Annotated in this window: 12 protein-coding genes; 11 read left to right on the top strand and 1 reads right to left on the bottom strand. The window is 39.2% G+C overall.

The window, feature by feature from the left end:
• Positions 1-32 precede the first annotated feature (32 nt).
• Positions 33-1913 carry a tRNA uridine-5-carboxymethylaminomethyl(34) synthesis enzyme MnmG gene (gene mnmG, locus FTV27_RS10325; protein WP_180003879.1) on the bottom strand — a complete coding sequence of 627 codons (1881 nt, stop codon included), beginning with the start codon at positions 1911-1913 and terminating at the stop codon, positions 33-35.
• A 253-nt stretch (positions 1914-2166) separates the two neighbouring features.
• Between mnmG and FTV27_RS10320 the strand changes: the two genes are divergently transcribed.
• The 11 genes from FTV27_RS10320 to FTV27_RS10270 all read left to right on the top strand — a co-directional run bounded on the left by FTV27_RS10320 (position 2167) and on the right by FTV27_RS10270 (position 13801).
• Positions 2167-2517 (top strand): hypothetical protein, encoded by a 351-nt coding sequence (locus FTV27_RS10320; RefSeq protein WP_078188731.1) that lies wholly within the window; start codon positions 2167-2169, stop codon positions 2515-2517.
• Between the two features lie 147 nt (positions 2518-2664).
• The gene (locus tag FTV27_RS10315) at positions 2665-3543 is read left to right on the top strand and encodes a bile acid:sodium symporter family protein (protein ID WP_078193542.1); all 879 of its coding nucleotides are present in this window, start codon (positions 2665-2667) and stop codon (positions 3541-3543) included.
• Between the two features lie 75 nt (positions 3544-3618).
• Complete coding sequence (locus FTV27_RS10310; protein WP_180078375.1) at positions 3619-4506, top strand: bile acid:sodium symporter family protein; 888 nt, start codon at positions 3619-3621, stop codon at positions 4504-4506.
• 126 nt (positions 4507-4632) lie between these two features.
• Positions 4633-5535 (top strand): 50S ribosomal protein L11 methyltransferase, encoded by a 903-nt coding sequence (gene prmA, locus FTV27_RS10305; protein WP_078188734.1) that lies wholly within the window; start codon positions 4633-4635, stop codon positions 5533-5535.
• Between the two features lie 18 nt (positions 5536-5553).
• The gene (locus FTV27_RS10300; protein WP_180078373.1) at positions 5554-6438 is read left to right on the top strand and encodes a DUF3426 domain-containing protein; all 885 of its coding nucleotides are present in this window, start codon (positions 5554-5556) and stop codon (positions 6436-6438) included.
• Between the two features lie 392 nt (positions 6439-6830).
• Positions 6831-7100 (top strand): DNA-binding transcriptional regulator Fis, encoded by a 270-nt coding sequence (gene fis, locus FTV27_RS10295; RefSeq protein ID WP_001086304.1) that lies wholly within the window; start codon positions 6831-6833, stop codon positions 7098-7100.
• A 95-nt stretch (positions 7101-7195) separates the two neighbouring features.
• On the top strand, positions 7196-8770 hold the full coding sequence (gene purH, locus FTV27_RS10290) for a bifunctional phosphoribosylaminoimidazolecarboxamide formyltransferase/IMP cyclohydrolase (protein ID WP_168377619.1): 1575 nt from the start codon (positions 7196-7198) through the stop codon (positions 8768-8770).
• A gap of 162 nt (positions 8771-8932) precedes the next feature.
• Positions 8933-10216, top strand: coding sequence for a phosphoribosylamine--glycine ligase (purD, locus tag FTV27_RS10285; RefSeq protein WP_180078371.1), 1284 nt, complete (start codon positions 8933-8935; stop codon positions 10214-10216).
• A gap of 81 nt (positions 10217-10297) precedes the next feature.
• The gene (locus FTV27_RS10280) at positions 10298-11140 is read left to right on the top strand and encodes a TIGR02391 family protein (RefSeq protein WP_180078369.1); all 843 of its coding nucleotides are present in this window, start codon (positions 10298-10300) and stop codon (positions 11138-11140) included.
• Positions 11141-11152: 12 nt separating this feature from the next.
• A complete protein-coding gene (locus FTV27_RS10275; RefSeq protein ID WP_180078367.1) occupies positions 11153-11710 on the top strand; it encodes a GNAT family N-acetyltransferase in 558 nt (185 codons plus the stop codon).
• Between the two features lie 1218 nt (positions 11711-12928).
• Entirely contained in the window at positions 12929-13801 is an 873-nt protein-coding gene (locus tag FTV27_RS10270; protein WP_180007758.1) for a MetQ/NlpA family ABC transporter substrate-binding protein, read from the top strand.
• Positions 13802-13835 lie beyond the last annotated feature (34 nt).

Below are 13835 nucleotides of genomic sequence, written 5' to 3'. Positions count from 1 at the left end.
AACTGAGCGGGTTTTTTATTTAACTCAAAATCTTATGCAGATTTTTTCGCTTGGTTATTCTTACGAATCGTAATCATCACCAATTGAACAGCCGCAGGTGTTACACCTGGAATACGACTTGCTTGTGCCAATGTTTCAGGCAATACATTTTTCAGCTTCATGGTGATTTCACGTGAAAGACCAGAAACTACATCGTAATCAAAATCAGCAGGAATACGTGTATCTTCCAAACGTTTCATTTGCGCAACGTCTTCTTGCTGACGGTTAATATAACCCGCATATTTCACAGCAATTTCAATTTGCTCTCCAACAAATGCTGAAACTTCTGAACCAGTCAATTCAGCAATTTGCGCAAAGTTGATATTTGGACGTTTTAACAAATCAATTGCATTGGTTTCTTTAGACAGGTCATCACCAGTCATTTCAACGAATTTTTTGCCTAGTGGATTGTTTGGCGCTGCCCAAAGGTGTTGTAAACGACCTTTTTCAGTTTCAACAGCTTCCATTTTTTGGCAGAACGAATCCCAACGCGCATCATCCACAAGACCCATTTCACGGCCAATTGCAGTTAAACGCTGATCCGCATTGTCTTCACGAAGCATCAAACGGTATTCCGCTCGTGACGTGAACATACGGTACGGTTCTTTAGTACCGAGAGTAATCAAGTCATCAACCAACACGCCCATGTACGCTTCATCACGTTTTGGTGTCCATTGCTCTTGATCCCATGCACGACGTGCTGCGTTTAAGCCTGCAAGCAAACCTTGCGCTCCCGCTTCTTCATAACCTGTTGTACCGTTAATTTGACCTGCAAAATACAGGTTATTAATCGATTTGGTTTCTAAAGAGAATTTCAATGATTGTGGGTTGAAATAGTCGTACTCAATTGCATAACCCGGACGCAAAATGTGCGCATTTTCCATACCACGAATCGAGCGAACCAATTCAAACTGAACATCGAATGGTAATGAAGTTGAAATACCATTTGGATAAAGCTCATGTGTATCTAGACCTTCAGGTTCCAAGAACACTTGATGCGAATCTTTATCGGCAAATTTATGAATTTTATCTTCAATCGATGGGCAGTAACGTGGACCCACACCTTCAATCACACCAGTATACATTGGTGAACGGTCTAAGCCGCCACGAATGATATCGTGAGTTTTCTCGTTGGTATGTGTGATATAGCAATTGATTTGCTCAGGATGCATCGACGCATCACCCATGAATGACATAGTCGGAGATGGGAAATCACCCGGCTGTGGCGTCATTACAGAGAAATCAACTGATCGCGCATCGATACGTGGCGGTGTACCTGTTTTTAAACGACCTACAGGTAAGTTCAATTCACGAAGGCGCGCAGCCAATGAAATTGAAGGAGGATCGCCCGCACGACCGCCTGAAGCATTATTTAAACCTACGTGGATCACACCACCCAAGAATGTACCTGTAGTCAATACAACAGTTTTCGCATCAAAGCGAATACCCATTTGGGTGACTACACCTTTAACGGTATCGCCTTCAACAATAAGGTCATCAGCTGCTTGTTGGAAAATATCCAAGTTCGCTTGATTTTCGAGGGTTTCACGAATCGCAGCTTTATAACGAATACGGTCAGCCTGTGCGCGTGTCGCACGAACAGCCGCACCTTTACGTGAGTTCAAAATACGGAATTGAATACCACCTTTGTCGGCAGCCAATGCCATAGCACCGCCAAGCGCATCAATTTCACGTACTAAATGTGATTTACCAATACCACCAATGGCTGGGTTACAGCTCATCTGCCCTAAAGTCTCAATATTATGAGTTAAGAGTAAAGTCTGTCGACCCATACGTGCCGCAGCAAGAGCTGCCTCAGTACCCGCGTGACCGCCGCCGATAACAATGACATCGTAAACTTTAGGATAATGCATAGTGGTAAAGGAGATTAAAAAGGGATGACGGAAGATTATAGCAAAAATTCACCGATAAGTTGACTGATTAACTCGATTTTATTGTTATTGGCTACTGTTTTATGCCTATATATTTCTTTAAGAACATACATACTTTGCATATTCCACATAAAAATATACATTTCTCAAGCAAATGTTACTCGAAGATTGTTGTTTTATTCTGATGATTTTTTATTCTGTTATAGATCCCATGAGAATCATAAGGACTATAAGCATGAATAAGAATATTTTGCTATCCACGGTTTTATGCGGTTTATGTTTATCACCACTTGCTGCCTCAGCCAATGATAAAGTTGAGAAAGTGTATGATGCACAGCGATATCAACAAGTCTGTAAAGGTAAAAGCCAAGGCGCTCAAGTATCATTTGCCTATCGCGGTATTATCTGGAATGGTACCTGCGAACCACAATTTTTTAGCTCTTCCAAAAATGCAAATCTGCATGGCGAAGAAGCAGAATTATTAAGCACATGTAGTGCAGATGCAAAAGCCACTACTGCAACGATTAATGGACAAGAAATTAAAGGAAAATGTGCTTTAGGGTTCACTCCTCCTCGTCCTAAATAAACAGTTGTCGATGAAAATATCGACCAATTAACAGATCAAAAATAAAGCGGGTAAAACATCAGTTTTTACTCGCTTTTATTTATTGCTTATTTATTAAACTGAGATAAACTCAAAAACACTATAAGGATAAAAATATCAGGAAATTCCATGGATTCGGGATTATTTGCATTTTTTCTACCCATTGCTTTAGCCATTATGATGATGGGTTTGGGACTTGAACTTTCAGTCAAAGACTTTTTACGCGTTGGACGCTATCCAAAAGTTATTTTCATCGCTTTATTTACTCAGCTTATTCTACTGACCAGCATTGCGTTTTTCCTGTGTAAGTTGCTGGAGTTACCCCCTTTACTCGCGGTCGGGCTCATGTTGCTTGCGGCTTCACCCGGCGGCCCCACTGCTAACCTTTTTAGCTACCTATATAAAGGTGACGTTGCATTAAACATTAGCTTAACAGCCATCAACTCAGTTGTTTCGTGCTTTACATTGCCTTTTATCGTCAATCTATCCATTTTGCATTTTGTTGGTGAAAGTACAAGTATTCGCATGCCTATCGACAAGATCACCCATGTATTTCTGATTATTTTGATACCGGTATGTTTCGGTATGTTTATTCGAAACTCCTTTCCGACCATTGCATATCACGTCAACAAGCCGATGCGAATGTTGTCTATTTTCTTATTAATTCTTATCTTTACACTCGCAGTTTTGCGTGAACAATCCAACATTATTACGTATTTTGCCAGCGTCGGCATTGCAACCTGTTTACTCTGTTTCAGTGGACTATTTTTGGGTTACTTAATTCCATTCCTCTCGGATGTGCCTGAAAAGCAGGCTCGTGCGTGTACCTTTGAGATTGGTATTCATAACACCAGTATCGCGCTAACCATCGCACTGAGTGTGCTTGAAAACACCACAGTGGCGATACCTGCCGGTGTTTATTCTATTTTTATGTATTTATTGGCGACCTTATTTGGTTTTATTTTGACGCGCCGTGGCAGTCACTTGATTCAACAAGTGAAAACCTAAACTATTTTTTCTAACGCAATCACCATAAGGACTTTGGTGAAACACCATTAAATATGCTCAAGGAGAATAAGTACGATGGATTCTGGAATTATTACGGTTCTTTTGCCATTAGCACTGGCCTTTATTATGATCGGGCTTGGGCTAGAACTTACCCCAAAAGATTTCGCACGTGTCACCAAACATCCTAAAGCCGTGTTAATCGCTTTATTCTGCCAACTCGTGTTACTTGTCGGCGTTGCCTTTTTATTATGTAAACTGCTGGCCTTGCCACCACTGCTTGCAGTCGGACTGATGCTACTCGCAGCCTCACCTGGTGGTAGTACAGCGAACTTATTTAGCTATCTATTTAAAGGTGACTTGGCTTTAAATATTACCCTGACCGCCATCAACTCTGTCATTGCAGCATTAACCCTTCCATTGATCGTGAATTTTTCGATCATGCACTTCATGCAAGAAGGCCAACAAATCAGTCTGCAATTTGGAAAAATACTCCAAGTTTTCGGTATCATTATCATCCCTGTCGGTATAGGCATGCTGCTTCGTCACTATGCACCTAAACTGACTGAGAAACTGCATAAACCACTCCGTATCTTTGCTGTGGTCTTTCTCATCTTAATTATTATCGGTGCTATTTACTCTGAACGACATAATATTGGGGCTTATCTAACCCAAGTTGGCTTAGCAACGGTTCTATTCTGTATTTTCAGCTTATGTATCGGTTATTTTGTTCCGCGACTTTTCGGCATCAATAGTGCTCAGGCACGTGCATGTGCATTTGAAATCGGTATTCATAACAGCACGCTAGCCATGACCATCGCCTTAACAGTGATGGCAAGCTCAGCCGTCGCAATGCCTGCGGCAGTATATTCAATCTTTATGTACATCTTTGCCGCTGTATTTGGCTTCCTAATTACACGTTTTGCACCAATCTCGACAACGACAACCGAAACAATTAAAAGTTAAGGCACTGAAAAGTTAAAAGGATGCTACGTGCATCCTTTTATTTTTTGTCAATTTTGATAATCGCTAGCTGCAAGTTGCCGAGTTCCGTTACAATAGCTTTTTATAAAACTCATTTAGGTTATGTCCGTGAAGTGGTTACAAATTCATATTACTGTTGAAAAAGCTCAAGTTGATTACACTGAAACGCTGCTCAGTTCTTTAGGTGCAGTCAGTGTCACGCTAGATGATGCAGAAAATCAGGATTTACTTGAACCACTTCCAGGTGAAACACCACTTTGGAATAAAGTGATCGTAACTGGTATATATGCACAAGAAGATGATGAAGAAATTGATGTTGCTGCATTAGAAACATTTATTAAAGCTCAACTTCCTGAAGCACCAATGCGTAGCGAATTCATTGAAGACCAAGAATGGGAACGCACATGGATGGATGCTTATGAGCCTATTCAAATTGGTGAAAAATACTGGATCGTACCAGAATGGATGGAAGCGCCAGAAGCAGACGCCGTAAACATCAAACTAGACCCAGGTCTGGCATTTGGTACTGGCAACCATGCATCAACATTCTTATGCCTACAATGGTTAGGTAAAGTTGATCTTAAGGATAAAATCGTCATCGACTACGGTTGTGGTTCTGGTATTTTAGGTGTTGCCGCTTTACTTTTGGGTGCAAAAAAAGTTTATGCCACTGATATTGACCCACAAGCCGTTTTAGCAACACAACAAAATGCCGAATTAAATGGTGTACTGGAAAATTTGTATGTAGGCCTACCTGAAGAGTTCAACCAAGAACTCGCTGGACAAAAAGCCGATGTGTTTGTTGCTAATATTCTTGCAGGCCCTCTAATGGCCTTGGCTGCGGAATTCTCAACTTTAATTAAATCTGAGGGCGAGTTCGCACTTGCAGGTGTAATTGAAGAGCAAGTTTCTGATGTTTCTAGTGTTTATTCTGAATTTTTTGATATATTAGACGTAGAAAAACGTGACGAAACATGGTGCCGAATTTCGGGTAAACGCCAACAGTATTAAAATTTAAAATGTGTACTTATGAGCGACAAATTAACTAACTGCCCAACTTGTTTTACAACATATAAAGTAACTGTTCCGCAGCTTACTGTCGCTCAGGGCATGGTTTGTTGCCCAAAGTGCTCTACATCTTTTAATGCACTGTCTCATTTGGTGGTAGATAAAGCGTTGTCTTTTTCTACCCCTGAGCAAGAAAATGCACCGCAAAAAAACTCCAATACTATTATTAATGTCAGCGAATTTAATAATACGCTTACACCAGTGACTGTTGAAGAAACACCAAGCCACCATTTATTAAAACTATTTGATCAAAAAGTCGAAAACTCTAATATCGATCTAAAAACTTATTTAAATAACTTAAATTATTTCAGCACCGAACCGATCGGCAACCTGCCTGCTGTAAATTGGGCAGAACAGGCTGAAAAAGATAAAAAACGTACACCACTGAATTATTTTATGTGGTTCTGTATTAATGCTTTCTTATTTGGTGCACTTATATTCCAGTTTTTCTGGTTCAATCCTCAATATTTAAAAAATAGTCCAGTGATGGGTGCTGCATTTACTGCGGTCTGTGATGTATTCAATTGTTCACGTCTAGAGGAACATTACAGTTTAATTAGTACCAAAAAAGTCAAAATTCGTAGCATTGGAAATAATGAAACACGTTTTACAGGTGAAATGATCAATTTTCATGACCGTAGCCTAGCTTTACCCAATATGAAAATTTCACTAAAAGAAAATGGTACTGAAATAGCAAACTATACGCTTTTACCTGAAGAGTATTTGGACAAAAGTCTGCATGGCATCCAACGGATCCCAAAAAGTAGTCCTTTTAAATTCCAATTTAGTCTACCAATTGCACGCAAAAGCTTCGATAATTATTCAATTGAGTTGATTCGCCCCTAATATTGGAAAAAACTATTAAAAAAGTAAAAAAAACATAAAAAAAATGCAGTTTTCTTGCTCACTTTTTCCTAGACAATGGTATGATACGCGCCACGAAAGCTTTGTGCTGCAAACTCCTCGCTAATTTTTCACAACAAATACAATCCCAACCGTGCGCTTTAATATTTATTGCGTATTGAGTAGATTTTTTGTTTGTTTTTTAGGCTGTAACAATTATTAATCTATTGTTACGCTTATTTTTCGAACAATTTTGCGAGTTGTGTCAAGCTACAAGTAATGTACAAGTTTTAGAACTCCGCATTAGGAACTAAAACGGAGTTCATTCAAGTTTATAGACCACTTTTAACAAATCACTTTACCCAAGTGATATTTGATTTTTCGGATTAATTCGCATGAATAGCAAATCTCCTATTTTTACTGCACAATCTGATGTCGCTCTTCGTATTCACGTAGATCGCGCAGTTCGCCATTACTTTGCACAATTGCAAGGCGAGCAACCATCTCAGGTATACGATATGGTGCTGGCGGAAATGGAGAAGCCTCTTCTATCTGTAGTTCTTGAATATACACGTGGTAATCAAACCCGCGCTGCTGAGATTCTCGGCTTAAACCGTGGTACTTTACGTAAAAAGTTGAAAGCTCACGGTTTAATGAGTGAATAAATGATAAAATGCTTGCGGCTTCCGCAGGCATTTTTTTTAACCTGCATTTTGCTAATTTTGTTTTAATCTGTTCCTTGAAAACTGTGACGAAGATCATGACTATTAAACGCGCTTTAATCTCTGTGTCTGACAAGACTGGAATTGTTGAATTTGCACAAGAACTTGCTGCTCTAGGGGTAGAAATTTTATCTACTGGCGGAACATACAAATTGTTGAAAGACAATAATGTTGCCGTAGTTGAAGTTTCAGAGCACACAGGTTTCCCAGAGATGATGGACGGCCGTGTAAAAACGCTACATCCGAAAATTCATGGTGGTATCTTAGCTCGTCGCGGTCTAGACGAAGCTGTGATGGCTGAACACAACATCGATGCAATCGATTTAGTTGTTGTTAACCTTTATCCTTTCGCTGCGACTGTGGCTAAACCGAACTGCTCACTTGCTGATGCTATTGAAAATATCGACATCGGTGGTCCGACTATGGTTCGTGCTGCTGCGAAAAACCATGCATCTGTAGGTATCGTAGTAAATGCATCTGACTATGGAACTGTTGTTGAAGAGTTAAAAGCTGAAGGCGCATTATCACATGCAACTCGTTTTGACCTTGCGGTTAAAGCATTTGAACATACTGCACAGTATGACGGCATGATTGCATCTTACTTAGGCGCTCGCGTAGGTAAGGAAGAAGGTCAAGCAGATAAATTTGCGCGTACTTTCAATACTCAATTGAACAAAGTTCAAGACTTACGTTACGGTGAAAACCCGCATCAATCTGCTGCTTTCTATGTAGAAGACACAGCAACTGAAGCATCTGTTTCTACTGCGAAACAACTTCAAGGTAAAGAATTATCTTATAACAACATCGCAGACACTGACGCAGCACTTGAATGTGTAAAATCATTTGCTAAGCCTGCATGTGTCATCGTAAAACACGCAAACCCATGTGGCGTAGCAGTATCTTTAGACGGCATCCAAGCGGCTTATGACCTTGCTTATGCAACTGACCCTGAATCTGCATTCGGTGGCATCATTGCATTCAACCGTGAATTAGACGTTGCAACTGCTCAAGCAATTGTTGACCGTCAATTCGTTGAAGTGATCATTGCTCCTAGCGTTGCTGAAGGCGTGCTTGAAGTGACTGGCGCGAAGAAAAACGTACGTGTACTTGTATGCGGCGAGCTTCCTGCGATCACTGAGCGTAAAGCACAGCTTGACTACAAACGTGTAAATGGCGGTCTATTGGTTCAAGACCAAGACTTAGGCATGATCACGAAAGATGACCTTAAAGTTGTGACTAAACGTGCACCAACTGAACAAGAAATCGATGACATGATCTTTGCTTGGAAAGTTGCGAAATACGTTAAATCAAACGCAATTGTTTATGCTAAAAACCGTCAAACAATTGGTGTGGGCGCAGGTCAAATGAGCCGTGTGAACTCTGCTCGTATTGCTGCAATCAAAGCTGAACATGCTGGTTTAGTTGTTGAAGGTGCTGTAATGGCATCTGACGCATTCTTCCCATTCCGTGATGGTATTGATAACGCTGCGAAAGCAGGTATCAAATGTATTATCCAACCGGGTGGTTCTATGCGTGATGAAGAAACAATTGCTGCTGCTGATGAAGCTGGTATTGCAATGGTCTTCACTGGCATGCGTCACTTCCGTCACTAATTGATTAAAAGTCGTATTTATTAATCCCCCTAAATCCCCCTTTGTAAAAAGGGGGACTTTTCACAAGTAAAGGGACATTTTTATTCGTGAAGCCCCTCTTTTTTACAGGGTGAGAAGCATGGCTTCGCAAGGTGGGATTCTATTCTTTTGAGGGATTTTTAGATGAATATTTTAGTTTTGGGTAATGGCGGTCGTGAACATGCATTGGCATGGAAAATCGCACAAGATGACAAAGTCGCAAAAGTATTTGTAGCACCGGGTAATGCGGGTTCTGCAACTGAAAATAAATGCGAAAATGTTGCACTTAACATTTTAGACAATGCTGCAATTATCGACTTTGCAAAAAACAATGCCGTTGATTTAATCGTGGTTGGCCCTGAAGCACCACTTGTAAATGGTGTGGTGGATGCTTGCCGTGAAGCAGGTGTAAAAATTTGGGGTCCAACTCAATTTGCAGCGCAGCTTGAAGGCTCTAAAGCATTTGCGAAGCACTTCTTAAAACGCCATAACATCCCAACTGCTTTCTATGATGTATTCACTGAAGTAGATGCAGCTAAAGCATTTGTTGAAAAAAATGGCGCGCCGATTGTAATCAAGGCAGATGGTCTTGCTGCGGGTAAAGGCGTAATTGTTGCCATGACCAATCAAGAAGCATTTGATGCGATTGATGACATGCTTGCAGGCAACAAATTTGGCGATGCTGGCTCACGTGTAGTAATCGAAGAATTTCTTGCAGGTGAAGAAGCTTCTTTCATTTGTATGATTGATGGCGACAACATTTTGCCAATGGCAACGTCTCAAGATCACAAGCGTATCTTTGAAGGCGACGAAGGTCCAAATACGGGCGGTATGGGTGCTTACTCTCCTGCGCCTGTTGTGACTGCTGACGTATTTGAAAAAACCATGAATGAAGTGATGCGTCCTACCGTTGAAGGTATGAAAAAAGACGGTCACGTGTATACAGGTTTCTTATACGCAGGTTTAATGATTGATGAACAAGGTCAGCCTAAAGTGATCGAGTTCAACTGCCGTTTTGGCGACCCTGAAACTCAACCCATTATGATGCGTTTAAAATCATCTTTGGTTGATTTGGTTGAAGCAGGTATTGCGGGTAACTTACCTGCAGAAGCTGAATGGGATGAGCGTAAGACTGTAGGTATCGTACTTGCATCTAAGGGCTACCCTGAAACTTCTAGCAATGGTGATGTGATTTCAGGTTTAGACACTGAAATGGCAGATGCGAAAGTTTTCCATGCAGGCACTAAAGCACTTGAGAATGGTGACATTGTAACTGCTGGCGGCCGTGTACTGTGCGTGACTGCGCTTGGAAACACCATTGGTGAAGCACAAGCGAAAGCATTAGAGCTATGCCAAAAAGTAACATTTGACGGTGTTCAATACCGTAAAGATATTGGTTACCGCGCAATTGCACGTGAAAATGCTTAATTAGATTTAAGAATAAAAACCCCGCTAAGTGCGGGGTTTTTTGATATATTCAATTAAATATCAAACAAATACTTTCTAAAAATGCGCTTTAATTTATTTAATCAACCATCTGAAGAAATACAATATTTAGGGACACCTTATACGCAAGATTGCATTGAAGCAATTGCCTTAGTTCTACAATTTGAAGAACAAGTTGAACGAGCACTTGTTTTAACTAATGATCATAATCATTGTTTTTTAATTAAAGGTTATCGAACTGTTTATCTCATTAGATATGGCTTTAGATCAGATTATATCTCAGAAGGTTATAAAGGTTTTGTTAAAGCTTTAAAACTATTGCAAAGGCATAAAATTGAAATCAAAGAGCTGCTTATATCAACTAAAGAATTTGAAATCATTAGGCAAAATTCGTTAAGTGATAGTAACGTAGAGTCTTTCTTAAATAGTTCTTATAGCCAGACTAACACAATTTATGATTACATTAGCAATTTAGATTTTATGCTTAATGAACCTTTAAAAATAAATGACTATTATCCTAGCGAATTGCCATTAAATTTAATTGACGAGAGAATTATAGATTTAGCTTTTAAGTTTAACTTAGATGCTGATGCATCAATAATGACTGCGTATACTCGATTAGAAGATATTATTCGAGAAAAAATAAATTCGCAAAAATTCTCTAGCTCACTAATGGAAGATGCATTTTGTTCAGACGTAAAGAAAAATAAGTTATCCCCCTTCAAATGGGAGGCAGAAAATGAAGAAGCCTCTAATGCCATAGGCAGACTATTTGTAAATATGTTTAAAGCTTATCGCAATCAACGCGCTCATAGTGAAGTAAAAAAATCCTTCTCTCAGCTCCAAAGAGAGTTTTTACTAATCAACGAGCTGTATCAACTAGAAAATGAGTCAATCAAACGATAATCTATTGTCACTATGACTAATCAACTTCAAACCCCTCGCCTCATTCTCCGCCAATGGCAAGACTCCGACACTGCTCCATTCATCCACATGTGTGCAGATGATGAGGTCATGCGTTATTTCCTTAAAAAGCTCAATGCTGAGGAAGCCACTGCATTTCTGCAACGCTTAAAAGATGCTATCGAAACACGTGGTTGGGGCTTATACGCTGTAGAGCTAAAAGCCACAGGTGAATTTATTGGCTTTATCGGTTTACACATACACCCGTCCGAATTTGAAATAGCCGATGCCCCTGAAATTGGTTGGCGCTTACTGCCGCAATATTGGCATCAAGGTTATGCCACCGAAGGTGCAAAAGCTGTACTTAAACATGCTTTTCGAAACTTAAGATTAGATAAAGTCATTTCATTTACAGCGATTTTAAACACGCCTTCGGAACGTGTGATGCAGCGCATTGGCATGCAAAAAGTCCGCGAGTTCAATCATTCGCTTGTACCAGCTGAACACCCACTAAACCGTCACGTGCTTTATGAAATACAGCGTAGTGATTACTTGCACATTCCATTTTGCTAATTCAATAATTATTCACGGCAAATTCAAAACTCTAACTCTGGCAAATATTGGCTATGGATGATGTTAAAAACTTTAATTTTTGTTACCGCAGGAATTCGTATACGAAAACTAAATTATCCATTAAATCATATAAAAAACCCCGCTAAGTGCGGGGTTAAGAAAAAATATCAATATCGATCACTAGCAATTAAAACATCTTGAGGTGTAAGCTGAAGCAACTGCAAACTTGTCTAAGCATGCTTAATCAAAATGGAATACATAGTCGACAACATCAGTATATTGCACTTTAAAAAATTGAATCTTGAGGAACAATAAACCTTTCGCCAGAAATATATTGAACAAACTCGACCTGCTCCCCAATTTGCACAACACACTACCCCGATGTGATTTCAACACGTTCTTTGACATGCACCTCAAACGTTATATGTTATTCTGATGACAAAAATACACCAATGGTTTTTTGGCTACCATCTTCAATTTTTAAAACATGGCTCACCCATCTACCGCCATAATGAACCGTAGGCTTTTTTACAATTGAGACGAAATCAAACTGATTTAACATAGCGTGCCTCACATAGCAATTTATTATGACCAATTATTAAGCAGTTCATATTAAACAATATAGTGGATTCAATCTTCCTCAGATTTAGATCTAAAATTTTGAAAAACCATGAATCAAAGTTGAACTTCAAATATATCAATAAAGATTTCGATGCAGATTAGATTGAAGCTCTCCGTTATTTTCACATGTGAATGTGACAAATTTTGTGTATGACAGGACTTATTTCATTTTTATCATTTTTTCAGCAATACATTTTAAAATTTGTTATATAGACCCAAACTTATACAAATGACGTAATTAAATAGCTTAATTATAAATAATATATTGTTTTTACTTATTAAATTATTTAATTAAACATATTCCATATACATTTTTGGTGCTAAGCATAACTTTTTAAATCACTATATTGAATAATAAAAAATTGATATGATGCCTAGCGAAATATAGAGATTTGCTTTATTAAATCTTTTGTTTACAGCAGCTTGCAATGGCTATCTTTTCCCATTTGGAAATAGACTCAGATCTAATTGTATAAGTCTGTGTAGCATTTTAAATTATTAAGCATCTATCAGCCTGTCTGATAAAAGACTTAAGTAAATCTCTCCATAATATGATTTGTGAATTTATTAATTTTATAAATTTACTCGGGTGAATATATGAAAAAGCTCCTAGGATTAGTTCTCGGTTTATCTGTGGGCCTTTCAGGCTGTGGTAAACAAGAAGCTCCTGCAACTGACGCCGCACAACAAAAAGACACTGCAGAAGTGCAAACTGTTACCATGGCTTCGACTGGTTCAGATGCTGATATTTGGCGCTATATTGCTACGCTTCCTGAAACTAAAGAAGCTGGCATTAAACTTGAAGTGAAAAACTTTACTGACTATGTGTCTATGAACACTGCTGTAGCGAACAAAGAAATTGATGTTAATGCATTCCAGTCATATGCCTATATGGTTGCGTTTAATGACAATAATAAAGATAAAATCGCACCGCTTTCGACTACTTATTTAGAGCCAATGGGTATCTATTCAAGCAAAGTCAAAAAACTTGAAGAGTTCAAAACAGGTGCAACAATCGCGATTCCAAATGATGGCGCAAACGAATCACGTGCATTGTTACTACTTCAATCTGCTGGCTTAATCAAACTTAAAGCTGATTTTGACGATGTAAAAGGTACACCTGCTGACGTCACTGAAAATGCGAAAAAAATCGTAATCAAACCAATTCAAATGGCGACTGCGGTTCGTGTTAAAGACGAAGTTGATGCGATTGTTTTGGGTAATACCCTTGCGATGGAAGGTGGTTTAAACGTACTGAAAGATGCGGTTTACTATGAGCCAATCGACCAAAGTACAAAAATGAACGTGAACATTCTTGCTGTTGCTGCTGACCGTCAAAATGACCCAGTTCTACAAAAAGTCGGCGCGCTTTACCACACTCCAGCAGTTAAAGCTTACATCGATGAACATTTTGGTGGTACTAAAATTGATGTAAACAAACCAACTAGCTACCTCACTGAAGCAAAATAGTAATATAATTTCTTCAAATAAACAGGCAAAGTTT

Origin of the sequence: Acinetobacter sp. YH12251 (genome assembly GCF_013417465.1) — a bacterium.
Taxonomy (GTDB): domain Bacteria; phylum Pseudomonadota; class Gammaproteobacteria; order Pseudomonadales; family Moraxellaceae; genus Acinetobacter; species Acinetobacter amyesii.
Note: the sequence above shows the minus strand (reverse complement) of the source record. Positions and strands in the feature narration are given on the sequence as shown.

Excerpts from the sequence above, each read along its gene's own strand:
- FTV27_RS10275 (WP_180078367.1), top strand. The coding sequence starts at position 11,153 with ATGACTAATCAACTTCAAACCCCTCGCCTCATTCTCCGCCAATGGCAA.
- purD (WP_180078371.1), top strand. The coding sequence starts at position 8,933 with ATGAATATTTTAGTTTTGGGTAATGGCGGTCGTGAACATGCATTGGCA.
- FTV27_RS10300 (WP_180078373.1), top strand. The coding sequence starts at position 5,554 with ATGAGCGACAAATTAACTAACTGCCCAACTTGTTTTACAACATATAAA.
- purH (WP_168377619.1), top strand. The coding sequence starts at position 7,196 with ATGACTATTAAACGCGCTTTAATCTCTGTGTCTGACAAGACTGGAATT.
- FTV27_RS10280 (WP_180078369.1), top strand. The coding sequence starts at position 10,298 with ATGCGCTTTAATTTATTTAATCAACCATCTGAAGAAATACAATATTTA.
- FTV27_RS10315 (WP_078193542.1), top strand. The coding sequence starts at position 2,665 with ATGGATTCGGGATTATTTGCATTTTTTCTACCCATTGCTTTAGCCATT.
- FTV27_RS10320 (WP_078188731.1), top strand. The coding sequence starts at position 2,167 with ATGAATAAGAATATTTTGCTATCCACGGTTTTATGCGGTTTATGTTTA.
- mnmG (WP_180003879.1), bottom strand. The coding sequence starts at position 1,913 with ATGCATTATCCTAAAGTTTACGATGTCATTGTTATCGGCGGCGGTCAC.
- FTV27_RS10270 (WP_180007758.1), top strand. The coding sequence starts at position 12,929 with ATGAAAAAGCTCCTAGGATTAGTTCTCGGTTTATCTGTGGGCCTTTCA.
- FTV27_RS10310 (WP_180078375.1), top strand. The coding sequence starts at position 3,619 with ATGGATTCTGGAATTATTACGGTTCTTTTGCCATTAGCACTGGCCTTT.
- fis (WP_001086304.1), top strand. The coding sequence starts at position 6,831 with ATGAATAGCAAATCTCCTATTTTTACTGCACAATCTGATGTCGCTCTT.